The 22964-nt window shown below is 73.0% G+C and carries 22 protein-coding genes; 7 read left to right on the top strand and 15 right to left on the bottom strand.

Annotation, left to right across the window (positions count from 1 at the left end):
• Positions 1-8: 8 nt before the first annotated feature.
• Entirely contained in the window at positions 9-1376 is a 1368-nt protein-coding gene (locus J1792_RS11550) for a glutamine synthetase family protein (protein WP_086573614.1), read from the bottom strand.
• Between the two features lie 73 nt (positions 1377-1449).
• Between J1792_RS11550 and J1792_RS11545 the strand changes: the two genes are divergently transcribed.
• The 3 genes from J1792_RS11545 (at position 1450) to J1792_RS11535 (ending at position 4589) form a co-directional block, all read left to right on the top strand.
• Complete coding sequence (locus J1792_RS11545; RefSeq protein ID WP_372446098.1) at positions 1450-2175, top strand: FadR/GntR family transcriptional regulator; 726 nt, start codon at positions 1450-1452, stop codon at positions 2173-2175.
• A gap of 165 nt (positions 2176-2340) precedes the next feature.
• Positions 2341-3810: an ethanolamine permease gene (gene eat / locus J1792_RS11540; protein ID WP_207247193.1), complete on the top strand. Its 1470-nt coding sequence runs from the start codon at positions 2341-2343 to the stop codon at positions 3808-3810.
• A 29-nt stretch (positions 3811-3839) separates the two neighbouring features.
• The gene (locus tag J1792_RS11535) at positions 3840-4589 is read left to right on the top strand and encodes a gamma-glutamyl-gamma-aminobutyrate hydrolase family protein (RefSeq protein ID WP_086569211.1); all 750 of its coding nucleotides are present in this window, start codon (positions 3840-3842) and stop codon (positions 4587-4589) included.
• Positions 4590-4931: 342 nt separating this feature from the next.
• Here J1792_RS11535 and J1792_RS11530 read toward each other — a convergent pair whose 3' ends face one another.
• The 3 genes from J1792_RS11530 to J1792_RS11520 are packed head-to-tail and all read right to left on the bottom strand — an operon-like array spanning position 4932 to position 7442.
• Positions 4932-5567, bottom strand: coding sequence for a hypothetical protein (locus J1792_RS11530; RefSeq protein ID WP_086569209.1), 636 nt, complete (start codon positions 5565-5567; stop codon positions 4932-4934).
• Positions 5568-5622: 55 nt separating this feature from the next.
• On the bottom strand, positions 5623-6480 hold the full coding sequence (locus J1792_RS11525) for a siderophore-interacting protein (protein ID WP_086569207.1): 858 nt from the start codon (positions 6478-6480) through the stop codon (positions 5623-5625).
• 56 nt (positions 6481-6536) lie between these two features.
• Positions 6537-7442, bottom strand: coding sequence for a 5'-3' exonuclease (locus J1792_RS11520; protein ID WP_086569217.1), 906 nt, complete (start codon positions 7440-7442; stop codon positions 6537-6539).
• Positions 7443-7616: 174 nt separating this feature from the next.
• On the opposite strand from J1792_RS11520, the gene J1792_RS11515 reads away from it, so the two are divergent.
• The 3 genes from J1792_RS11515 to J1792_RS11505 are packed head-to-tail and all read left to right on the top strand — an operon-like array spanning position 7617 to position 11263.
• On the top strand, positions 7617-8666 hold the full coding sequence (locus J1792_RS11515; protein ID WP_086569206.1) for a quaternary amine ABC transporter ATP-binding protein: 1050 nt from the start codon (positions 7617-7619) through the stop codon (positions 8664-8666).
• Entirely contained in the window at positions 8659-10470 is a 1812-nt protein-coding gene (locus J1792_RS11510; protein WP_207247192.1) for an ABC transporter permease/substrate binding protein, read from the top strand. Before J1792_RS11515 ends, J1792_RS11510 begins: the two co-directional genes overlap by 8 nt.
• A gap of 22 nt (positions 10471-10492) precedes the next feature.
• The gene (locus tag J1792_RS11505) at positions 10493-11263 is read left to right on the top strand and encodes a helical backbone metal receptor (RefSeq protein ID WP_086569202.1); all 771 of its coding nucleotides are present in this window, start codon (positions 10493-10495) and stop codon (positions 11261-11263) included.
• On the opposite strand, the gene J1792_RS11500 is transcribed toward J1792_RS11505, so the two are convergent.
• Complete coding sequence (locus J1792_RS11500; protein ID WP_207247191.1) at positions 11190-12314, bottom strand: TDT family transporter; 1125 nt, start codon at positions 12312-12314, stop codon at positions 11190-11192. The genes J1792_RS11505 and J1792_RS11500 overlap by 74 nt on opposite strands.
• 70 nt (positions 12315-12384) lie before the next feature.
• On the opposite strand from J1792_RS11500, the gene J1792_RS11495 reads away from it, so the two are divergent.
• Positions 12385-13326 carry a LysR family transcriptional regulator gene (locus tag J1792_RS11495; protein WP_086569199.1) on the top strand — a complete coding sequence of 314 codons (942 nt, stop codon included), beginning with the start codon at positions 12385-12387 and terminating at the stop codon, positions 13324-13326.
• 44 nt (positions 13327-13370) lie between these two features.
• Here J1792_RS11495 and J1792_RS11490 read toward each other — a convergent pair whose 3' ends face one another.
• The 10 genes from J1792_RS11490 to J1792_RS11445 all read right to left on the bottom strand — a co-directional run bounded on the left by J1792_RS11490 (position 13371) and on the right by J1792_RS11445 (position 22811).
• Complete coding sequence (locus tag J1792_RS11490; protein ID WP_086569197.1) at positions 13371-16196, bottom strand: DEAD/DEAH box helicase; 2826 nt, start codon at positions 16194-16196, stop codon at positions 13371-13373.
• Between the two features lie 44 nt (positions 16197-16240).
• The gene (locus J1792_RS11485) at positions 16241-17134 is read right to left on the bottom strand and encodes a diacylglycerol kinase (protein WP_086569195.1); all 894 of its coding nucleotides are present in this window, start codon (positions 17132-17134) and stop codon (positions 16241-16243) included.
• Positions 17135-17241: 107 nt separating this feature from the next.
• The gene (tatC, locus tag J1792_RS11480) at positions 17242-18180 is read right to left on the bottom strand and encodes a twin-arginine translocase subunit TatC (RefSeq protein WP_086569193.1); all 939 of its coding nucleotides are present in this window, start codon (positions 18178-18180) and stop codon (positions 17242-17244) included.
• 69 nt (positions 18181-18249) lie between these two features.
• The gene (tatA, locus tag J1792_RS11475) at positions 18250-18531 is read right to left on the bottom strand and encodes a Sec-independent protein translocase subunit TatA (protein WP_086569191.1); all 282 of its coding nucleotides are present in this window, start codon (positions 18529-18531) and stop codon (positions 18250-18252) included.
• Positions 18532-18750: 219 nt separating this feature from the next.
• Entirely contained in the window at positions 18751-18960 is a 210-nt protein-coding gene (locus tag J1792_RS11470) for a hypothetical protein (protein ID WP_086569189.1), read from the bottom strand.
• A gap of 89 nt (positions 18961-19049) precedes the next feature.
• Complete coding sequence (locus J1792_RS11465; RefSeq protein WP_107431044.1) at positions 19050-19289, bottom strand: hypothetical protein; 240 nt, start codon at positions 19287-19289, stop codon at positions 19050-19052.
• 35 nt (positions 19290-19324) lie between these two features.
• Positions 19325-20287: a helix-turn-helix transcriptional regulator gene (locus tag J1792_RS11460; RefSeq protein ID WP_086569187.1), complete on the bottom strand. Its 963-nt coding sequence runs from the start codon at positions 20285-20287 to the stop codon at positions 19325-19327.
• Between the two features lie 21 nt (positions 20288-20308).
• A complete protein-coding gene (locus J1792_RS11455) occupies positions 20309-21274 on the bottom strand; it encodes a helix-turn-helix transcriptional regulator (protein ID WP_086569185.1) in 966 nt (321 codons plus the stop codon).
• Positions 21275-21390: 116 nt separating this feature from the next.
• The gene (locus J1792_RS11450; RefSeq protein ID WP_086569183.1) at positions 21391-21765 is read right to left on the bottom strand and encodes an FKBP-type peptidyl-prolyl cis-trans isomerase; all 375 of its coding nucleotides are present in this window, start codon (positions 21763-21765) and stop codon (positions 21391-21393) included.
• A gap of 65 nt (positions 21766-21830) precedes the next feature.
• On the bottom strand, positions 21831-22811 hold the full coding sequence (locus J1792_RS11445; RefSeq protein ID WP_086569180.1) for an FKBP-type peptidyl-prolyl cis-trans isomerase: 981 nt from the start codon (positions 22809-22811) through the stop codon (positions 21831-21833).
• Positions 22812-22964: the final 153 nt, after the last annotated feature.

Below are 22964 nucleotides of genomic sequence, written 5' to 3'. Positions count from 1 at the left end.
GCTGTCCTTTACATCCGCTCGAAGGAGCGGAACCGCTCCCAGTCCGTGACGGCGGTGTCGTACGCCTCCTGCTCGACACGCGCCATGTTCAGGTAGTGCTCGACGACGTCGTCGCCGAAGGCCTCGCGGGCTATCGGGCTGTTCTCCCACAGCTGGGCGGCCTCGCGCAGGGTGGCGGGGACGTGTGCCGCGTCGCCCGTGTAGGCGTTGCCGGTGCAGGCCTCGGGCAGCTCGAGCCGGTGCTCGACGCCGTAGAGTCCGGCGGCGACCATGCCGGCGACGGCGAGGTAGGGGTTGACGTCGCCGCCGGGCAGCCGGTTCTCGAAGCGGTGGGAGTGGCCGTGGCCGATGACCCGCAGGGAGCAGGTGCGGTTGTCGGGGCCCCAGGCGACGGCGGTGGGGGCGAAGGAGCCGGGCCGGAAGCGCTTGTAGGAGTTGATGTTGGGGGCGTAGAGGAGGGTGAAGTCGCGCAGCGCGGCGAGCTGTCCGGCGAGGAAGTGCCGCATCAGCGGGGACATGCCGTACGGGCCGGAGTCGTCGGCGAGCACGGGCCGCCCTGCCTCGTCGCGCAGCGAGAGGTGGATGTGGCAGGAGTTGCCCTCGCGCTCGTTGTACTTGGCCATGAAGGTGAGCGCCATGCCCTCCTGGGCGGCGATCTCCTTGGCGCCGGTCTTGTAGACGACGTGCTGGTCGCAGGTGGTCAGCGCCTCGTCGTAGCGGAAGGCGATCTCGTGCTGGCCGAGGTTGCACTCGCCCTTGGCGGACTCCACCGTCATGCCGGCGGCGCCCATCTCGTTACGGATGCGGCGCAGCAGGGGTTCGACGCGGCCGGTACCGAGGACGGAGTAGTCGCTGTTGTACTGGTTGGCGGGGGTCAGCTCGCGGTAGCCGCGGTTCCAGGCGGCTTCGTAGGTGTCCTTGAAGACGATGAACTCCAGCTCGGTGCCCGCGTAGGCGCTCCAGCCGTGCTCGGCGAGCCGGTCCAGCTGGCGGCGCAGGATCTGGCGCGGGGAGGCGACGACGGGGGTGCCGTCGTGCCAGGCCAGGTCGGCGGTCATCAGGGCGGTGCCGGGGTTCCAGGGCGTGCGGCGCAGGGTGGAGAGGTCGCCGCGCATGGCGAAGTCGCCGTAGCCGCGTTCCCAGGACGACATCGCGTAGCCGTCGACGGTGTTGAGGTCGACGTCCACCGCGAGAAGGTAGTTGCAGCCCTCGGTGCCGTGTTCGAGGACGTCGTCGAGGAAGAACCGGGCGGCGAACCGCTTTCCCTGGAGTCGTCCTTGCATGTCCGTGAAGGCGAGGACGACGGTGTCGATCTCCCCGGTGTCCACGAGCCGGCGCAGCTCGTCGACCGTGAGCGGGGGCATGCGGTCTGCCACGGTGGGCCTCCTGTCGGTGCGGCCGGAGGTCTTAAGGTAGGGCCGTAGACCATTGATTGGGAAGGGGGGAACGATGACTGGGCACGAGATGGACGACCGACTGGCGCCGGTACTGCGGCCGGTCCGGGCCGGCAACGGCTTCGAGGAGGCGCTGGAGCAGATCCTGCAGATCGTGCGGCTGGGACTGGTGCCCCAGGGCGAACGGCTGCCCGCCGAACGCGAACTGGCCGAGCGTCTGCACATCAGCCGGGTGACGCTGCGCGAGGTGCTGAAGGTGCTGCAGGACCAGGGGCTGGTGGAGAGCCGGCGTGGCCGCTACGGCGGGACGTTCGTCCTGGCCAGGACGCGCTCGGCGAGCGAGGAGGAGGTGCGGCGCCGGGTCGCGGCGGTGGACGTCGAGGACACCCTGCGCTTCCGCGAGGTACTGGAGGTGGGCGCGGCCGGACTGTGTGCGACCCACGGGCTGACCGGCGAGCAGACGCGGCGGCTGCGCGCCGCGCTGGCCGCCACCCACGACGCGCCGCTGGCCGACTACCGCCGCCTGGACACCCTGCTGCACCTGACGCTGGCCGAGCTGTCCGGGTCGGTGACGCTGGCCGCGCAGTACGCCGCCGTCCGCGCCACCGTCAACGACCTGCTGGACGGCATCCCGCTGCTCGTACGCAATCTCGAGCACTCGCAGCGGCAGCACACCGCGCTGGTGGAGGCGGTGCTGGACCGGGACGCGGACGGGGCGCGCGAGGTGATGCGCGAGCACTGCTGCGGGACGGCGGCGCTGCTGCGCGGTTTCCTGGCGTGACCGGCACGGGTTCCCGGCGTGACCGGTGCGGATTCCCGGCGTAACCGGCGCGGGAGGGGGGAAGTAACCCGGGTTTAACGCACAGGGGTTGCATTGCGGCCGCCGCCGGGGCAAAGGTATGGCGCAAAACCTTTGCCCCCCGGCATTTCCAGGCAGGAGCGGCTCATGGCCGATCGCACGGACTCCCCAGCGCACCGCCCCCGCCGCCCCGCCCGGCGGCTCCCCGGATCCACCGGCTACCTCGACCGGCGCACCCTGCGCCGCGGCAGCGCCGGTCCCCTCCTGCTCACCGGCCTGGGCGTCGCCTACGTCGTCTCCGGCGACTTCTCCGGCTGGAACTTCGGCCTGGCCCAGGGCGGTTTCGGCGGGCTCGCCGTCGCCGCAGCCCTGATGGGCCTGATGTACACCTGTATGGTCTTCGCCCTGGCCGAGCTCGCCGCCATCCTCCCCACGGCGGGCGGCGGTTACGGCTTCGCGCGCCGGGCCCTCGGCCCCTGGGGCGGCTTCCTGACCGGGACCGCCATCCTCATCGAATACGTCCTGGCCCCCGCCGCCATCTCCCTCTTCATCGGCGACTACGTCGAATCCCTCCACCTGTTCGGCCTCACCTCCTCCTGGCCGGTCTACCTCGCCTGCTTCGTGCTCTTCATCGGCATCCACCTGTGGGGCGTCGGCGAGGCGCTGCGGTTCAGCTTCGTCGTCACGGGCGTGGCGGTGGCCGCCCTGATCGTCTTCGCCGTCGGGGCCTTCACCGACTTCGACGCCGCCCGCCTCCACGACATCCCCGCCGACCCGCACGCCTTCGGGTCCTCGTCCTGGCTGCCGTTCGGGCTGCTGGGCATCTGGGCGGCGTTCCCCTTCGGCATGTGGTTCTTCCTCGGCGTCGAGGGCGTGCCGCTGGCCGCCGAGGAGACCCGCGACCCGGCGCGTACGCTGCCCAGGGCCATGGCCACCTCGATGGGCATCCTGCTGGTCCTGGCCCTGGTGACCTTCCTCGCCTCCACCGGGGCGGGCGGGGCCGACGCCATGAAGGACGCGGGCAATCCGCTGGTCGCCGCGCTGCAGCCGGACGGCCACCCCACCACCCTCGGCCGGATCGTCAACTACGCGGGGCTGGCGGGCCTGGTGGCCTCCTTCTTCTCCCTCATCTACGCCGGCTCCCGCCAGCTCTTCGCCCTCTCCCGGGCCGGCTACCTCCCCCGCTTCCTCTCCCTCACCAGCCGGCGCAAGGCCCCCTGGCTCGGCCTGCTGGTGCCGGGCACGCTCGGCTTCGCCCTGGCCGCCGCCAGCGGCGACGGGGCGCGGATGCTCAACGTCGCCGTGTTCGGCGCAACCATCTCGTACGCGCTGATGTCGCTCTCCCACATCGTGCTGCGCCGCCGCGAGCCGGGCCTGGCCCGGCCTTACCGCACGCCGGGCGGGACCGTGACCTCGACGGTGGCGTTCCTGCTGGCCTGCTCGGCGCTGGTGGCCACGTTCCTGGTGGACGTGACGGCGGCGCTGATCGCGCTGGGCGTGTACGCCGTCGCCGCGGCGTACTTCGCCCTCTACAGCCGGCACCGCCTGGTGGCGAGCGCGCCCGAGGAGGAGTTCGCGGCGCTGGCCCGGGCGGAAGCGGAACTGGCCCGCGATTGACGCGCGGGCGCGACAGGCAGGAAAGGAGCATGGAATTGAACGCTCAGTCACAGCCGCCCCGGTCACGGCCCGACGGGGCACCCCTGATCGGCGTCACCACCTACCTCACCCGGGCCCGCTGGGGGGTGGCGTGGGACCTGCCCGCGGCCCTGCTACCGGCCGCCTACCCCGAGTACGTCCAGCGCTCCGGCGGCCTGGCGGTGATGCTGCCGCCGGACGACCCGGCGGCCGCCGCCTCCGTGATCGGCCGGCTGGACGGCCTGGTGCTCGCCGGCGGCGAGGACCTGGACCCGGCCCTGTACGGCGAGGAGCCCCACCCGCGCGCCGGCGCGGCCGTGCCCGAACGCGACCGCTGGGAGCTGGCCCTGCTGGCCGCCGCGCTGGACCAGGGCGTTCCGGTGCTGGGCGTCTGCCGGGGCATGCAGCTGATGAACGTCCACGCGGGCGGCACGCTGCTGCAGCACCTCCCGGACGAGGTGGGCCACGACGCCCACAACCCCCGGGCGGGCGTCTTCACCGGCCACCTCGTCAAGCCGGTCCCGGGCACGCTGACCGCCCGCCTGCTGCCCGACGCCCTCGACGTGGCCACCCACCACCACCAGGCGGTGGCCCGGCTGGGCGACGGGCTGACGGCCACCGCCCACGCGGAGGACGGCACGGTGGAGGCCCTCGAGTACCCGGGCGAGCGCTTCGCCCTGGGCGTCCAGTGGCACCCCGAGGCCCGGGACGACCTGTGCCTGGCCCAGGCGCTGGTGCGGGCGGCGGCCTCGCGCCGGTGACGCCCGCGGCGGTCAGTGGCAGATGTGCCGCCGCACCCCGTCCCGGATCTCGGTGACCGGGGAGGAACACCCCCGGGGGCACGGGGGCGGGACGGCGGCGGCGTTGATCCTGCGCTCCGCCGGGTGCCCGCACGGCGAGCAGTACCAGCACGGGGCTGCCCCGGCGTCAGGTCCCACCACAGGGGGTGGTGGCAGCGGTTGCACCGCACGAGAGGGGCACGGGGCGCGGGGTGAGGGTCGGCCGGCATGCCCGGCATCGTTCCCGGCCCGGCGCCCCGGCGTCCGGGCTTTGGGCGCGGTCCACCCGGGCGGGTGGGGCCGGGTGCCGTACCCGTCCGGCGGTCACGCCGGCGTGTCCGGCCCCTCCGGCCCCTTGCCGCGGCGCCGCCGGGTGAGGAGATAGGTGGCCGTCGCCGCGAGGGCGGCGGCCAGGGCCGCCGTGCCGGCGATGACGGCGGCGAGCTCGCCGAGGGTGACGCCCTCCTCCTCGTCCTCGTCCGGCGCCGTCTCGCTGGTCCGATCGACGGCGGAGTCGTAGTCGGCGGGGCCGGCGCAGAACTCGCGGTTGCCCGGGTCCATCGCGGAGACGACCGTCAGCTCGACGGAGTCCGCCGGTTCGTCCTCGCCGCCGTCCCTGAGCTCCACGGGGTAGGTGCCGGGCTCGATGTCGCACAGCACCATGCCCGCCACCTTGGTGTAGAGCTCGCCGTTCTTGCCCTCCTGGAAACGTTTCGCCCGCAGCGTGAGCTTCTTGGCGAACGCCGGCGACTCGACGGTCAGATAGCCGTCGTGCTCGTCGAGCGTGGTCTGCCCGGTGGTCACGGTGAAGACCACCTCGCGGCCGCGCTGGGTGGGGGCACCGCTCGATATCGAGCTCTCGGAGTCGGACAGGGAGGGGTCCGCGGCGGCGCCGGGGGCGGCCGTGAGGACGAGGGCCGCAGCGGCCAGGGCCGCCAGCGAGGTCCGGGCAGGGTTCATGCGGCGAGAATACGAGAACGGCCGTGGCGGACGGTCCGTCAGGTCGCCTCGGGTCTCAGCCGGCGGCGGTCGCGGTACCGCCCTCCTGCTCCACCTCCACCTGCTGGTTCCACTCGCGCTTGGAGGCCTGCCAGCCGTCCTCGTCGTGGCCGCGCCGCCAGTAGCCCGAGATGGACAGCCGCTCGCGCGGCACCTCGCGCTCCATCCGCAGGTGGCGCCGCAGCTCCTTCACGAACCCGGCCTCGCCGTGCACGAAGGCCTGTACGTCCCCGGCCGGGAAGTCCAGCGAGCGCACGGCCGCGACCAGGGCCTCGCCCACCGGGGAGCCGCCGCGGTGCAGCCAGGTGACCTCCACGCCGGCGGGCAGCTCCAGCTTCTGCTCCTCGCTCTCGTCGGCGATCTCGACGAAGGCCCGCACGACCGCGCCCTCCGGCATCGCCTCGAGGGACGCGGCGATCGCGGGCAGCGCGCTCTCGTCGCCCGCCAGCAGGTGCCAGCCGGCGGCCGGGTCCGGGGCGTACGCGCCGCCGGGGCCCAGCATGCGGATCTCGTCACCCGGCCGCGCCGTCGCGGCCCAGGGGCCGGCCAGGCCCTCGTCGCCGTGGACGACGAAGTCGATCACCAGCTCGCGGGCCGCGCGGTCGAAGGAGCGCACGGTGTACGTGCGCGTGCGCGGCCACTGGTCGCGCGGCAGGTCGCGGCGGATGACCTCCATGTCGAAGGGCTCGGGGTAGGCCACGCCCGGCACCGGGAAGAGCAGCTTGACGTAGTGGTCGGTGCACGCGCCGGCGCCGAAGTCCGCGAGGGCCTCGCCGCCGAGGACCACCCGCACCATGTGCGGCGCGATCCGCTCGGTGCGGATCACGTGCGCCTGCGTGAGCTGCGGCTTCTTACGGACGGGACGGTCTGCCATGGCGTTCTCCCCTGATCCCCTGATCGCGATAAGTTAGGCCTGCCTAACCTAACATCTCAGCCGGAAAGAGAGGAGAGCAGCCGCTGCAGGGAACCGCCCAGCCCCCAGCGCGCCGAGAGCTCCTCGAGGCCGGCCGGATCGCGGGGCGCGACCGGCAGCGCCGCGTCGAAGGGCGCCAGCGGCACGTCCGAGGCGACCCGCACCACCTTCGGCGCCACCGCCAGATAGGGACGGGCCTCGTCCAGCCGCCTGCGCTGCGCCGGGGTGACCTTCGCCGCCGGGTCGTCGACCGCCGCCATGATCCCGGCCAGGTCGCCGAAGGAGGCCAGCAGCTTCGCGGCCGTCTTCTCCCCGACCCCGGGCACGCCCGGCAGCCCGTCGCTGGGGTCGCCGCGCAGCAGCGCCAGGTCGGCGTAGCCCGGGCCGTCCACCCCGTACTTCTCCCGCAGGACCGCCTCGTCCACGATGTTCAGCGTGCCCACACCCTTGACCGGGTACAGCACCCGGATCCCGCGCCGGTCGTCGACGAGCTGGTAGAGGTCGCGGTCGCCGGTGACGATGTCCACCGGGCCCGCCGCCCGCCCGGCCAGCGTGCCGATCACGTCGTCGGCCTCGTACCCCGTCGCCCCCACGCGCGCGATGCCGATCGCGTCCAGCACGGCCTCGATCACCGGCACCTGCGGGGAGAGGGTGTCCGGCACCTCCTCCTCGTCGGGGCCGGACGCCGTCTCCTCCGCCACCCGGTGCGCCTTGTACGAGGGGATCAGCTCGACCCGCCAGTGCGGCCGCCAGTCGAAGTCCATGCAGGCCACCAGGTCGTCGGGGTGGTGGTCCTGGACCAGGCGGGCGATGAAGTCCAGCAGGCCGCGCACCGCGTTCACGGGCGTGCCGTCGGGGGCCTTCACCGAGTCCGGCACCCCGTAATAGGCGCGGAAGTACAGGGAGGCGGTGTCGAGGAGCATCAGGCGTCGGGTCACGGCTCGATCATGCCGCACACCACCGACAGCGCCCCACCGGGATGTGAAGCGGATCACTGTTCGGTTTGCCCTTAATGGCCCGGGGCAGGCGCGAGCCCGGAGTGGCCCGGCCCGGTTGGGGGGAGGCGGGCCGGAACGAGTTCAACCCGAGAGGTCTATGTGTCCAGGCTGAAGGCCGAGCACCTGTACAAGGTGTTCGGCAGACGACCCGAAGCCGCCGTCCGACGGCTCGAGGACGGCGCGAGCCGCGACGAGCTGCGCGCCGACGGCACCACCGCGGCGGTGATCGACGCGTCGTTCGAGGTCGAGGCCGGCCAGATCTTCGTGGTGATGGGGCTCTCCGGTTCCGGAAAGTCCACGCTGCTGCGCATGCTCAACGGACTGCTGGAGCCGACCTCCGGCAGCGTCCTCTACGACGGCCGCGATCTGACCGCGCTGTCCCCGCGCGAGCTGCGCGAGGTGCGCTCGAGCAACATCAGCATGGTCTTCCAGCACTTCGCCCTCTTCCCGCACCGCAGCGTGCTGGAGAACGCCGCCTACGGGCTCGAGGTCCGCGGCGTCCCGCGCCGCGAGCGCGAGGAGCGCGCGGCCGAGGCCCTGGAGCTGGCCGGCCTGGCCGGCTGGGAGACCTCCTGGCCGGACGAGCTCTCCGGCGGCATGCAGCAGCGCGTCGGCCTCGCCCGCGCGCTGGCCACCGACGCCGACCTGCTGCTGATGGACGAGTCCTTCAGCGCGCTGGACCCGCTGATCCGGCGCGACATGCAGGACCAGCTGCTGGACCTGCAGAAGCGGCTGAAGAAGACCATCGTCTTCATCACCCACGACCTCAACGAGGCCATGCGCCTGGGCGACCGCATCGCCGTCATGCGCGACGGCCGGATCGTGCAGAACGGCACCGCCGAGGACATCCTCGTGCGGCCCGCCGACGACTACGTCGCCTCCTTCATCCAGGACGTCGACCGCTCCCGCGTGCTCACCGCCGGTTCGATCATGGACGAGTCGTCCGCCGCCGTCCCGGCCACCGCCACCAGCGTCGACGCCGACACGCCCGTGGCCGAGCTCTTCGCGCCCCTCTCCCGCAGCGGCTCCCCCGTCGCCGTCACCGGCGAGGACGGTGAGCCGGCCGGCGTCGTCACCCGCGAGGGTCTGCTGGCCGCGCTGGGCGAACAACCCCGCACCACCACCGAGGAGGTGACCGCCCGTGCCTAGCATCGACCTCGGCGGCTGGGCGGAGAGCTCCGTCGGCTGGCTGCAGACGCACCTCGCCTGGCTCTTCGACGCCGTCAACACCGTGCTGACCGGCCTGTACGAGGGCGTCGACGCCGTCATCGGCGCGCCCGACGCGCTGATCGTCGCCGGCATCCTCGCCGTCCTCGCCTGGTGGCTGCGCGGGCTGGCCGCCGGCGTGCTCGCCTTCGCCGGGCTCGCGCTGATCGACTCCTTCGGGCTGTGGGACGAGGCGACGGCGACGCTCTCGCTCGTCCTCGTCGCCAGCCTCATCACCCTGCTCGTGGCCGTCCCCCTCGGCATCTGGGCGGCACGCTCCCGCCGGGTGAGCGGGGTGCTGCGGCCCGTACTGGACGTCATGCAGACGATGCCCGCCTTCGTCTACCTGATCCCGGGCGTGATGTTCTTCTCCATCGGGCCCATCCCCGGCCTGATCGCCACCATCGTCTTCTCGATGCCCCCGGGCGTACGGATGACCGAGCTCGGCATCCGCCAGGTCGACGGCGAACTCGTCGAGGCCGCCCGGGCCTTCGGCACCACCCCGCGCGACACCCTCGTGCGCGTCCAGCTCCCGCTGGCCCTGCCCACCATCATGGCGGGCGTCAACCAGGTGATCATGCTGGCGCTGTCCATGGTCGTCATCGCCGGCATGGCCGGCGCCGGCGGTCTCGGCGAGGCCGTGTACTCCGCCGTCACCAAGGTCGACATCGGCGGCGGCGTCGAGAGCGGCCTCGCGGTCGTCGTCCTCGCCATGTACCTCGACCGCATCACCGGCGCGCTCGGCCGGCGGGTCTCCCCGCTCGGCCGCCGGGCCTCGGCCAAGGCCGCCGCCTCGGCGCGCCGGGCCACCCCCGCGTTCCTGCGCTACCGTCCCGGCACGGCGGTGGCCACCGTCGGCATCGTCGTCCTCGCACTCATCGGCGGCGGCCTGCGCCTGGTCGGCGGCGACGACGGCCGGCAGAGCATGGCCGCCGGCCAGAACGTCGGCCAGGGCAAGAGCATCAAGCTCGGGTACTTCCCCTGGGACGAGGCGGTCGCCTCCACCTACCTCTGGCAGAACGTCCTCGAGGACCGCGGCTACAAGCCGACCGTCCAGCAGCTCGACCCGGGACCGCTCTACACCGCCCTCGCGCAGGGCCAGATGGACCTGCAGTTCGACGCCTGGCTGCCCACGACCCACAAGCAGTACATGGACCGCTACGGCGACAAGCTCGCCGACCTCGGCTCCTGGTACGGCCCCACCTCGCTGGAGCTGTCCGTGCCCTCCTACGTCAAGGGCGTCGACTCCCTGGCGGACCTCAAGGGCAAGGGCGCGCTGTTCGGCGGAAAGATCACCGGTATCGAGGCCAGTGCCGGCATGATGGCCCGGCTCAACGACACGGTGCTCAAGGAGTACGGCCTGGACGGCGAGTACAAGGTCGTCTCGTCCTCCACCTCCGCGATGCTCGCCGACCTCGACCGGGCCATCAAGAAGAAGGAACCCATCGTCACCACGCTCTGGTCGCCGCACTGGGCGTACGGCACCCACGACCTGAAGAAGCTCAAGGACCCCAAGGGCGCCTGGGGCAAGGGCGAGGAGATCCACGCGGTGGGCAAGAAGGACTTCGCCCAGGACTTCCCGCGCGTCGCGGAGTGGATGAAGAGCTTCCGTATGACCGAGAAGGACCTCTCCTCGCTCGAGGCGGAGATCCAGAGCGGCGGCAAGGGCAAGGAGAAGGAGTCCGCCCGCCGCTGGCTCGACGCCCACCCGGGCTACGCCGACAGGATGGCGCCTGCCGGCAACTGACGAACAGGCGTACGGTGGGGCGGTGACCCCCACGACCCCGACGTCTCCCGCGTCCAGGGTTCGCCCCGCCGTACGCCGCGTCGTCTCCCTGGTCCCCTCGCTGACCGAGGCCGTGGCCGCCACGGCGCCGGAGCTGCTGGTCGGGGCCACCGACTGGTGCGAACACCCCGCGGACCTCGACGTCGTCCGCGTCAGGGGCACCAAGAACCCCGACGTGGCACGGATCGTGGCCCTGGCCCCCGACCTCGTCGTCGCCAACGAGGAGGAGAACCGCGCCCCCGACCTCGGCGCCCTGCGGGCGGCCGGGCTGAACGTCCTGGTCACCGAAGTCCGCACGCTCGAGCAGGCGTTCGCCGAGCTGGAGCGCGTCCTGGTGCGCGGCTGCCGGCTGGCCCGTCCCGGCTGGCTCGACGACGCGCGCGACGCGTGGCGCGACGTACGGGCGGAGGGGCCCCTGACGCGGGCCGTCGTGCCCGTGTGGCGCAGGCCCTGGATGGTGCTGGGCCGGGACACCTTCGCCGGCGACGTCCTCGCCCGCCTCGGGGTGGCCAACGTCCACGCCGGGCACGGCGAGCGCTACCCGCGCATCCCGCTCGAGGAGCTCAACTCCTGCGGCGCCGAGCTGGTCGTGCTGCCCGACGAGCCCTACCGCTTCGGCGCGGACGACGGGCCGGAGTCCTTCCCCGGCCTGCCGTCCGCGCTCGTCAGCGGGCGTCATCTCACGTGGTACGGGCCATCGCTCGTGCGGGCGCCGGCGGTGCTGGGCGCGGCGCTGCGAGCAGCCGGCCGCTGACCAGCCCGGCCGCCGTGCGGGCCGCCGCGAGGGCCCACGCCGTCACCAGCAGGGCGTACAGCCCGACCGCCACCCAGGTCAGGGCGGTCAGCCCGGTGTGCCGGGCGAGGCCGGCGGCGCCCGTGACGCAGGTGCCGACGGGGAAGGTGAAGGCCCACCAGGTCATCGCGAAGCCCATGCCGCCGCGGACGGCACGGAGGGTCATGGCCGCCGCCAGGACCAGCCACAGCAGGGCGAAGCCCATGACGGGCACGCCGTAGAGGACCGCGAAGCCGGCCAGGGCGTCGGCGTAGGGGGCCGCGACCGCTCCCGGTGCGACGTCGGCGAGGTTGCCCACGGCCGTCGTGGACTGGCCCAGCGGGCCGAGGACGAGGAAGAGCGTGGGGGTCAGCGCGAGCGGCAGCGGCCCGTGGTGGATCAGGCGCGCGACGACGGCGGGCAGGATGACGAGCGTCGCCAGCAGGCTCGCGCCGAACAGCGCGTAGCACCCCAGGAGCATCGCCTCCCGCCACTGCCCGGCCGGCAGGTGCGGCACGAGCGCGGGGCCGAGCGCGGCGGAGACCATCGGCGCGACGACGGGCAGCAGCCATACGGGGGAGGCGTCGCCCGGCGCTATCCGGTGGCGGGTGACCATCAGATACGGGATGGCCGCCGCCGCGGCGAGCCCGATGCCGGTGCCGGCCACCCACAGCACGGCGTCGGCGGCCACGGCCGCGCGCTCGCCGACGACCCCGGAACCCACGGAGAGCGTGGACCCGCCGACGGCGAGCACGGCCATCGCCAGGCAGCCGTAGAAGGGCGCGACGGCCGGGTCGCCGAGGTGCCGCCGGGCCTGGTCGGGGTGGCGGCCCCAGTGGGCGGCGCGGGCGGCGAGGAGGGTGAGCAGGAGCAGCACGGCCAGCGCCCACACCGCCTCGTACGCCCCGCGCAGGCCCGGCGCGTGGACGGGCAGGGCGGCCCCGGCGGACGCGACGATGGCGGTGCCCATGACGGTGGCGTACCAGTTGGGGCCGAGGTGGCGCAGGGGTGTGGGGTGGCTGTGCGTGCTCATGGTTCCACCCTCTCCCCGGGGCGAGGCCCTCACCAGGGACGATGTGGCTATGAGGACATAAGCTGGACTGATGACTCAGGAGCCGTTCCGGGTGCCGCTGGCGCACCGGGTGCCCGACCTCGGGGCGCTCGAGCTGCTGCTCGCCGTGGCCCGGCTGGGCAGCCTGGGGCGGGCGGCGAAGGAGCTGGGGATCACCCAGCCCGCCGCGAGCGGCCGGCTGCGCGGCATGGAGCGTCAGCTCGGGGTCGCGCTGGTGGAGCGCTCGCCGCGCGGTTCGCGGCTGACGGACGCCGGCGTGCTCGTCACGGACTGGGCGCGGCGGATCGTGGAGGCGGCCGAGGCCTTCGACGCGGGCGCGCAGGCGCTGCGGGGGCGGCGCGACGCGCGCCTGCGGGTCGCCGCCAGCATGACCATCGCCGAGTACCTGCTGCCGGGATGGCTGGTCGCGCTGCGCACGCAGCGGCCGGACACGGCCGTCTCGCTGCTCGCCGGCAACTCCACCGCCGTCGCCGCGCGGCTGCTCGCCGGGGAGGCGGACCTCGGGTTCGTCGAGGGGCTGGACGTGCCGCCCGGCCTGGACGGCACGGTGATCGGCCACGACCGGCTCGTCGTGGTCACCGCCCCGCAGCACCCCTGGGCGCGCCGCCGGGCGCCGCTGAGCGCGGGAGAGCTGGCGGCGACGCCCCTGATCCTGCGGGAGCGGGGGTCGGGGACGCGCCAGGTCCTGGACGCGGCGCTGGCCGCGCACGGCGGGCTCGCGGCGGCCGAGCCGCTGCTGGAACTGGCCTCGACGACGGCGGCGAAGGCCGCGGTGGTCAGCGGGGCGGGCCCCTCGGTCATCAGCGAACTCGCGATCGGCGAGGAGCTGGCAGGGCGGCGCCTGGTGGAGATCCCGGTGGCGGACGTCCCCCTGCGGCGTGCGCTGCGGGCGGTGTGGCCGACGGGCCACCGGCCGGTGGGGCCGGCGCGTGACCTGCTGGGACTGACGCGCTCGCGCCCGGCGGACGCGTAGGACCCGGGACGGGCCGGTGGGAACCGGCCCGTCCCGGGGGGGGATCAGCCCACCGACGAGTACGCCACGACGCCGCGCAGCAGTCCTTCGACGGCCTTGCGCGCGTTGCGCGCGACCGGGCTGCCGGGCGGGGCCGCCGCCGCGATCTGGCCGAGGACGTCGATCAGCTGCTTCGTCCAGCGCACGAAGTCGCCGGCCGGCATGTCGATCTCCCGCAGCACCTCGTCCAGGCCGTGGCCCAGGGCCCAGCGGTAGGCGGGCCAGGCGAAGCCGAGGTCCGGCTCGCGCTGGCCGACGCCCTCCGTCTGGTTGATCTTGTGCTGCTCCTCCAGGGCGTCGAGCCGGCCCCAGATGCGGACCATCTCGCCGAGGGCGTCCTGCGCCGCGCCCGAGGGCAGCTTCGGCGGGGCCGCGTCGTCGGCGGCGCGGGCCTCGTAGACCAGCGCCGAGGCGCACGCCGCGAGCTCGGCCGGCTTCAGGCCGTCCCAGACGCCGTCGCGCAGGCACTCGGAGGCCAGCAGGTCCAGCTCGCCGTAGAGCCGGGCCAGGCGGCGGCCGTTCTCCGTGACCTCGTCGCCGTGGAGATAGCCCAGCTCGGTCAGCAGCGCGCAGATGCGGTCGAAGGTCCGGGCGATGGTGTTCGTCCGGCCCTCGATGCGCCGCTCGAGCTGCCGGGTGTCGCGCTGCAGGCGGTGGTAGCGCTCGGCCCAGCGGGCGTGGTCCTCGCGCTCGTCGCAGCCGTGGCAGGGGTGCGCGCGGAGGGCGGTGCGCAGCCGGGCGATCTCGGTGTCGTCGGCGGCCGCGCCGCGGGACCTGCGCTGCCGGCCGGGGTCGAGGTGGCCGGCCTTGGTGCGCAGCGCGGAGGCGAGGTCGCGGCGGGACTGCGGGCTGCGCGGGTTGAAGGACCTGGGGATGCGCATCCGCTCCAGCGGCTCGACCGGCACCGGGAAGTCGATCGAGGCGAGCCGCTTGACCTGCCGCTCGGCGGTCAGGACGAGCGGGCGCGGGCCCTCGTGGTGGTCGTAGCCGCGGTGGCGGTCGGTGCGGGCGGGGGCCACGCCCGGGTCGAGCACGAGCGCGAGGCCCGCGTACTTGCCGGTGGGGACGTGGATGACGTCGCCCGGCTTGAGCCGCTCCAGCGCGGCGGACGCGGCGGCCCGCCGCTGGACCGCGCCCTGCTTGGCCAGCTCGGTCTCACGGTCCTTCAGGTCGCGGCGCAGGCGGGCGTACTCCTCGAAGTCGCCGAGGTGGCACTCGATGGCCTCGCGGTACCCGGCGAGGCCCTCCTCGTTCTTCTGCACCTGACGCGAGATGCCGACGACCGACTTGTCCGCCTGGAACTGGGCGAAGGAGGTCTCCAGCAGCTCGCGCGAGCGGTGCCGGCCGAACTGCGAGACCAGGTTGACCGCCATGTTGTACGACGGCTTGAAGCTGGAGCGCAGCGGGTACGTGCGCGTGCCGGCCAGGCCGGCCAGCGCGGCGGGGTCCATGGCGCGCTGCCACAGGACCACCGCGTGGCCCTCGACGTCGATGCCGCGGCGGCCGGCGCGGCCGGTGAGCTGGGTGTACTCGCCGGGGGTGATGTCGGCGTGCTGCTCGCCGTTCCACTTGACGAGCTTCTCCAGGACCACGGTGCGGGCGGGCATGTTGATGCCCAGGGCCAGGGTCTCGGTGGCGAAGACGGCCTTGACCAGGCCCTTGACGAAGAGCTCCTCGACGACCTCCTTGAAGGTCGGCAGCATGCCCGCGTGGTGGGCGGCGATGCCCCGCTCGAGCCCCTCGAGCCATTCGAAGTAGCCCAGGACGTGCAGGTCCTCGTCGGGGATGGGGGCGCAGCGCTCCTCGACGATCTCGCGGACCCGGGCGCGGGCCGCGTCGTCGTTGAGCCGCAGGCCGGCGTAGAGGCACTGCTGGACGGCGGCCTCGCAGCCGGCGCGGCTGAAGATGAAGGTGATGGCGGGCAGCAGGCCCTCGGCGTCCAGGCGCTCGATGACCTCGGGGCGGCCGGGGGTCCAGATCCGGCTGCGCTGGCGGCGCTCGCGCTCGCGGTCGGCCTCGCGCACCATCTTGCCGCGGCGGCGCTCGCGGGGGTTGTAGACGCGGCTGTTCTCCATGCGGGCCATGCGCAGCAGGTCGGGGTTGACCTCGCGGCGGGCGGCGCCGCGGCCGCCGTGGTCGGTCTCCTCCTCGAAGAGGTCGTACATCCGCCGGCCGGCCAGCACGTGCTGCCACAGCGGGACGGGGCGCTCCTCGGCGACGATCACCTCGGTGTCGCCGCGGACGGTGTCCAGCCAGTCGCCGAACTCCTCGGCGTTGGAGACGGTGGCCGACAGGGAGACCAGCGTCACCGACTCGGGGAGGTGGATGATCACCTCTTCCCAGACAGCGCCGCGGAAGCGGTCGGAGAGGTAGTGCACCTCGTCCATGACCACGTGGCCGAGGCCTATGAGCGCCTGCGAGCCCGCGTAGAGCATGTTGCGCAGGACCTCGGTGGTCATCACCAGCACGGGGGCGTCGGCGTTGACGCTGTTGTCGCCGGTCAGGAGGCCGACCTTGGCGGCGCCGTAGCGCCGGACCAGGTCGTTGTACTTCTGGTTGGACAGGGCCTTGATCGGCGTGGTGTAGAAGCACTTGCGGCCCTGGGTGAGGGCCAGGTGGACGGCGAACTCGCCCACGATGGTCTTTCCGGAGCCGGTCGGTGCCGCGACCAGCACTCCCTTCCCGGCTTCCAGGGCCTTGCAGGCCTCTATCTGGAAGGGGTCAAGCTCGAATTCGTACATCTCGCGGAAGGGGGCGAGCGCGGTGGCCTGCTCCGCGGCGCGCTGCCGTGCCAGGGCGTAGCGCTCAGCAGGGGACATGTCGTCGGTCATCTTGTCTACGAGCCTACCGGGGACCTCCGACAGCCACCCGATCTTTATCGAGCTCCCAGGAGCCGCACGGCGGCGGGCACGGTCTCGGCGGTGAGCGGCAGCGGGCCGAGGGGTTCCCCGTCGGCGTAGCCGGTGACGCCGTCCGCCTCCAGGGTCACCTTCGCGGCCCGGTGGGTGGTCACCGTGGGGTGGCTCAGGTGGGTGCCGCGGTAGACCTTCGGGAAGACGGTGAGCAGGGTGGAGCGGCGGCAGGGGCCGACGACGGTGACGTCGAAGAGGCCGTCGTCGAGGCGGGCGCCCGCGCAGATGCGCATGCCGCCGCCGTAGGAGCGTCCGTTGCCGACCGCGACGAGGGTGGCCCGGATGTGCTGCTCGGGGCCGTCGTCGAGGCGCAGCCGGTAGGGGATGGGGCGCAGCGCGGCCAGCTCGGCGAGCAGGGCCGCGTCGTAGCGCAGTCGCCCGGTGGGGAAGCGCATGCGGTTGCCGCGGTCGTTGACCCGTGAGTCGAAGCCGGAGGCGAGGACGGTGCCGAACCACCGCTCCCCGACCCTGCCGAGGTCGACGGCCCGGCCGCCGTCGCCCTTGAGGGAGGCGGCGACCACCGTGGCGGCGGCGACGGGGTCGCGGACGGGCAGTCCGGCGGCGCGGGCGAAGTCGTTGCCGGTGCCGACGGCCACCACGCCGAGGGGGGTGGGGGTGCCGGCGACGGCGTTCAGGGCCAGCGAGGTCATGCCGTCGCCGCCGACGGCTATGAGCGCCCCGGTGCCTCCCGCGACGGCCTCGCGGGCGCGCCGCAGCGCGTCCGGGCCGTCGGCGCCCACGACCGTACGGACGTGGAATCCGGCGTCCCGCAGCACGCGGGCGGCGGGCGCGGCCGCCCGGGCGCCGCGGCCCCGGCCGGCCGTGGGGTTGACGAATAACGTGATGTCGCTGGTCACCCGGGGACACTACCGGTCGGCAGGGGCGGGGTACGACGAAGGGGCGGCCGCTGGGATCAGCGGCCGCCCCTTCGCGGGTCGGGTCCGGGTGCGTCGGGCGCGCCCGGTCACGTCACGTCGTCGTAGCCCTTACTGTGGCCGGCGGACTGCTCGGTCAGCGGGGGCAGCGGCTCGGAGTCGCCGATGGGCTGCGGGGTGAGGTCGAGCGGGGCGGCCTCGTCGTCGGAGAGCAGCTGGTCGGGGTTGGCCTCGCGCTTGCGCTTGTCGTTCAGCAGCGCGATGCCCACCGCGATGAAGTACAGCACGATGATCGGGCCGGCCAGCAGGAACATCGAGAACGGGTCGACGGTCGGGGTGGCCACGGCGGAGAAGATCGTGACGCCCATGATCATGCCGCGCCACCAGCCCAGCATGCGGCGGCCGGTGAGCACTCCGCCGAAGTTGAGCATCATCAGCAGCAGCGGCAGCTCGAAGGAGAGGCCGAAGACGACCACGAGGCGGGTGACGAGGTCGATGAGCTCATCGAGCGGCAGCAGGTTGTCGACGCCGCCCGGGGTGAACTCGATGAGGACCTTGGCCGCGGAGGGCAGGACCTTGTAGGCGAAGAACCCGCCCGCCGCGAAGAGCGGCACGCCCGCGGCGACGAAGCCCAGGGCGTACTTCTTCTCGGTCTTGTGCAGCCCCGGCGCGAGGAACGCCCACAGCTGGTAGAGCCACACCGGGCTCGCCAGCACCAGGCCGGAGACCAGCGAGACCTTCACCATCAGGGTGAACGGTCCGACCAGGCCGGACATGGTGATGTTGGCGCACTGCTGGCGGCTGTCCTTGTTCGCGAGCTCCGCGAAGGAGATCTTGCAGCCGATCGCTTCCTGGATCGGGTGCTTGAAGACCTCGATGATGTCCTTGTAGGAGAAGGCCGCCACCACGGCGACGAGCACGACGGCGAGGACGGACTTCGCCAGCCGGTTGCGCAGCTCACGCAGGTGCTCCGCGAGCGGCATCCGCCCCTCGGGGTCCTTCTCCTTCTTGCGGGCGGACTTCGGCAACCCACGTCCCTATTCTCGTGCGGCAGACGGTCGCCCGAACACGGCGGCCGTCTGAGGTCTGTCCGGGGGTCAGCGCTGGGTCGTACGGTCGCTCGGCTCGCCGACCGGGCGGGAGGTCACGTCGCCGGGCGCGGCCTTGATCGTACGAGGGGCCTGCTCGGCGGCGGGCGGGTCGGCCGGGGCGGCGGCGGTGTCCTGGCCCTCGGACTTCATGGCCTTCGCCTCGCTCTTGAGGATGCGGGCGGACTTGCCGAGGGAGCGCGCCATGTCCGGAAGCTTCTTCGCACCGAACAGCAGGAAGAGAACGACGACGATGAGGATGAGCTCCGGGGCTCCGAGCCGTCCGAACATAAGGGTTTACCTTCTCACCGAAGCGGGATGGGTGTGGGACCGGCCGGCTGACCGGACATATGTCCATCAGCCGTACGGCAGCGATCGTAACGCGCAGGGGTAAACGCTCGGCAATCCCTGTGCATACTCCCAGTCGCGACCCTCCGCCTCGTCAACAGGGCCACCTCGACCAGCGTACCGTCCGCCCCGAAACCGCAGGAGAGCCCCCGTATGCGGCGTTCAGCGGCCTTCGCGCAGCGTACGGGCGGTCTGTGCCGCCAGCGGGGACGCGGCCCGCTCCAGGTCCTCGGCCGCCCGGGTGATCCGGTGCGAGGCCTCCGAGACCTGCCGGGAGAGCCGCCGCACCTCGGCGAAGACGCGCGCGGCGAGGACCGCGAGGACGGCGATGCCGCAGAAGCCGAGGGCGATGGCGAGCATGGGCCAGAACATGGGGACGAGCCTATCGGGGGGCGAGGACCGGCCGGGGGAACACTTGGCCGGATCTCGCTGGTCGGACGAGGTGGGGTGGGGCGGTGGGGTCAGGCGGTGATGTGCAGCCGCAGGGTGCGCACGCCGCCGTCGGTGAGCAGCTCGACGATCCGCTCGCCGGCCGGCTTGCGGACCGCGGAGCCGCAGTCGGGGCAGGTGAAGGAGTAGAAGGTGGTGCGGTCGCTGGCGCCGATCGCCAGCCGCAGCGCGCCGGCCGCCAGCTCGAAGCTGCCCCGGCAGTCGGGGCACGCGGCCTTGAAGACCGCGGCCACCGACGTCCTCGCGTCCATGACGTCCCCTGCGCCGTCCACCCTCACGTTCCCCTTCACTCGCCGTACGCCGCAAGGGCCTCGCGTGCCGCCTCCCGCGCGCTGCCGGACAGCTCGGGCGGGGAGACGATCCGCCCGTCCCGGCCCAGCCGCAGCGCCAGGCGGCGCAGCGAGGCGGGGTCGGGGGTGCGCAGCGTGATCCGCAGGCCGCCCTCGGGCAGCTCCTCGGCGCTGTCGTGGGGGTAGTACTCGGCGACCCAGCGGCCGCCGGGGCCGACCTCGATGACCACCTCGGGGTCCTCGGCGGCGGGCTGGACCAGGCCCTCGGACAGGTCGCGCAGCTCGACCGGCGGGGGGTCGGAGGGCTCGTCGAGCAGCCGGATTTCGGCCACCCGGTCGAGGCGGAAGGTGCGCCGCGCCTCGGACAGCCGGCACCACGCCTCCATATAGGTGTGGCCCACGGCGAACAGCCGGATCGGGTCGACCTCGCGCTCGGTGAGCTCGTCGCGCGCGGGCGAGTAGTAGCGCAGCCAGACGCGGCGGCGCTCGGAGATCGCCCGGTCGACGTCGGCGAAGACCCCGCCCTCGGACTCGAAGCGGACCGACAACCGGGAGCTGGCGCCCGCCGCCTCGCCGGCCGCGGCCTCGATCTTGGCGGTGGCGCGCAGCAGCGCCTGCCGGTCGCTCTCGCGCAGGCCGGGCAGGGTGGCCACGGCCCGGGCCGCGACCAGCAGCGCGGTGGCCTCGTCGGCGGCCAGGCGCAGCGGTTCGCCGGTGCTGGTGCCGGAGGCGTCGGGGTTGTGCCACCAGATGCGGTCGCCGTCGGTGTCGATGTCGAGCAGGTCGCCGCCGCGGAAGCTGGTGCCGCACATGGGCAGCACGTCGAGGTCGCCGATCAGCTCGTCCTCGGTGATGCCGAAGGCGCGGGCGACGTCGGCGACCCGGGCACCGGGCCGTTCGCGCAGGTAGGTGACCAGCGACAGCATCCGCCGGGTCTGGTCAATGGCGTTGGCTGCCATCAGAAGTCGCTCCCGTTCCTCTCAGCCCTTGGCCACGGCACGCAGCCGGTCGATCACATCGGCCCGCAGTTCGGCGGGTTCCAGCACGATCACGTCGGGTCCGAACTCCACCAGCCAGGCGTCCAGCCCGTGCCCGGAGGGGATCTCCAGCTCGTCCCAGCCGTCGCCGAGGTCGCGGGTGACGCCGGCGCGGGCCCGCAGCGGGTAGCCGTGGCCCGCCCGCACCTTGATCCGGGCCGTGCCGGTGGCCGTCTCCCCCGCCCAGCTCTCCACGGTCGTGCGGACCGTGACGTGGTCGGGCACGGGCGCGGTGAAGGGCAGGGACCGGGAGCGGACCTTGCCGGTGATGCGGGAGAGGCGGAAGACGCGCTCGGCCTGGCGGTCGCGGTCCCAGCCGGCCAGGTACCAGTGGCCGCGGCAGAACTCCAGGGCCCAGGGCTCGACGCGGCGCTGCTCGGGGTGGACCGCGTTGGCCTTGCGGTAGTCGAAGACCACGGGGCGGCGGTCGCGGGCGGCCAGCATCAGGGGCTCGAAGGCGGCCTCGTGCGCGGGGATGCGGGTCTCGAGGACGCTGAGGGAGCCGTCCTCGGCCAGCGGCATCCCGGCGGCCCGCAGCTTCTGCAGCGCGCCGCTGGCCGCGCCGGCCAGCCGGGCCTGCTGCCAGACCTTGGCGGCCAGCCCCAGGGCGGCGGCCTCCTCGACGTCGAGGGTGATCGCGGGGAGGCGGTTGCTGTCGCGGCGGGCCTGGTAGCCGGTCTCGCCGTCGAGGCCCTCGACGGTCTCGATGATCAGGCCGAGCTCGCGGAGGTCGTCCTTGTCACGCTCGAACATCCGGTTGAAGGCGTCGTCGTTCCCGGACTCGCCGACCGGGGCCGCTTCGATATACGCCTCGATCGAAGCCCGCAACTCCCCCTTGCTGAGCGGGCGGCGCGTGCCCAGCAGGCACAACGCCAGGTTCATCAGCCGCTCGGCCTTGGCAATCGCCATCGACGCCCTCTCTACTTGTGCTCTCAACCGTTGACCGTACCGCTCACGGCTCGTACGACAAAAGCCGAGGGCCCGCGCCAGGCTGGCACGGGCCCTCGGCCTTCGTTCGGGGTGTCTCAGACGCCCATCAGGTCACAAACGAAGATCAGCGTCTCGCCCGGGGCGATGACACCGCCGCCGGCGCCACGCTCGCCGTAGGCGAGGTGGGCGGGGATGACCAGCTTGCGGCGGCCACCGACCTTCATGCCCTGGATGCCCTGGTCCCAGCCCTGGATGACCTGGCCGGCGCCGAGCTTGAACTCCAGCGGGTTGCCGCGGTTCCAGCTCGCGTCGAACTCCTCACCGGTGGAGAAGGCCACGCCCACGTAGTGGACCTTGACGAAGTCGCCGGCCTTGGCCACGGGGCCGTCGCCCTCCCAGATCTCGGTGATCTCGAGATCGGTCGGAACGGGGCCTTCGGGGAAGTCGATCTCGGGCTTCTCGATGTTCACGAACGTGCTCCTACGAATCAATCCTGTGGACAACCGTGCAATTCTGGCAGATCCCGATCAGCGGATCAGACCTTGCCCACGATGTCCACGACGAAGACCAGGGTGTTCTTGTCCAGCTCGCTGCCCGGCTGGCCCCCGTAACCGAACTTCGGCGGGATCACCAGCTCCACCCGGTCCCCCACGTGCTTGCCGACCAGGCCCTTGTCCCAGCCCTGGACGACCGAGCCGGTGCCGATCTGGAACGCGGTGGCCCCGGAGTGGTCCCAGGAGGAGTCGAACTTCTTGCCGTCCTCCCACTTCACACCCGTGTACTGGGCGATCAGACCGTCGCCGGCCTTGATCTCCGGGCCGCTGCCCTTGATCAGGACCTGGTCCTTGAGATCCGTCGGCGGCTTGGTGTCCTTGGGAATGGTGATGTCCGCGGCCTTCTGGGCGTTGGCCTTGACCTCCGGCATGCCCTCCTCCGGCTTGGCCTGCTCACCCTTGACCTCGGCCTTGGGGTCGACCTTCTGGGCGCCGACGATGTCGATGACCCACACCAGGCCGTCCTCGGGCTTGACGCCCGCCTGCGGGTTGAGCTGGTCGCCGATCAGCGCCTTCGCCGTGCCCTCGACCTCGATGCGGGAGCCGGCCTTCTGGCCGATCACGGCGTCCAGCACCTTGGCGGGCATCTCCTGGCTGGGCTGACCGAGCTGCTGGACCATCTGACGGCGCGGACCCTTGCTGCCCGACTTGTCCTGGGTCGCCCAGGTACCGCCCAGCGGCTTGTTGTCCTTCATCGTCTGCCCGGCGAAGTCGAGCCGGACGAACGAGCCCTTCTCGGCCTTCGCGCCCGTCCCCTCCGTCAGGGTCTTGACGACGAGCTTGTCCGCCGGCTTGGTGTCCTTCGGCACGGAGATCTCGGGCTTCTCGCCGAACTTCCCCTCCACCGTCACCTTGGCGTCGGACGAGCCGCCGTCGTCGGACCCGCACGCCGAGGCGGTCAGCAGCAGGACGGGCACGGCCAACGCCGCGGCGAGGCGACGCGCGTTCTTCGTGTGGTTCATCAAGTCCAACTCGGGCTATAGGGGTCGGCTGGGCAGTGCCCGTCACTCTACGGCCTGTATCGCGCCGATCAACCCCGTCCGACACGGTTGTGCGCCGGGTACGGTGAACCCGGCGCACACGCGTGCCTTTTGCGGCCTTCGCCGCCCCCGCCG

The sequence above is a fragment of the Streptomyces triculaminicus genome (genome assembly GCF_017349075.1).
GTDB classification, from domain to species: domain Bacteria; phylum Actinomycetota; class Actinomycetes; order Streptomycetales; family Streptomycetaceae; genus Streptomyces; species Streptomyces triculaminicus.
The sequence above is the reverse complement of the archived record's forward strand: the minus strand, read 5'-3'. Positions and strand labels throughout refer to the sequence as shown.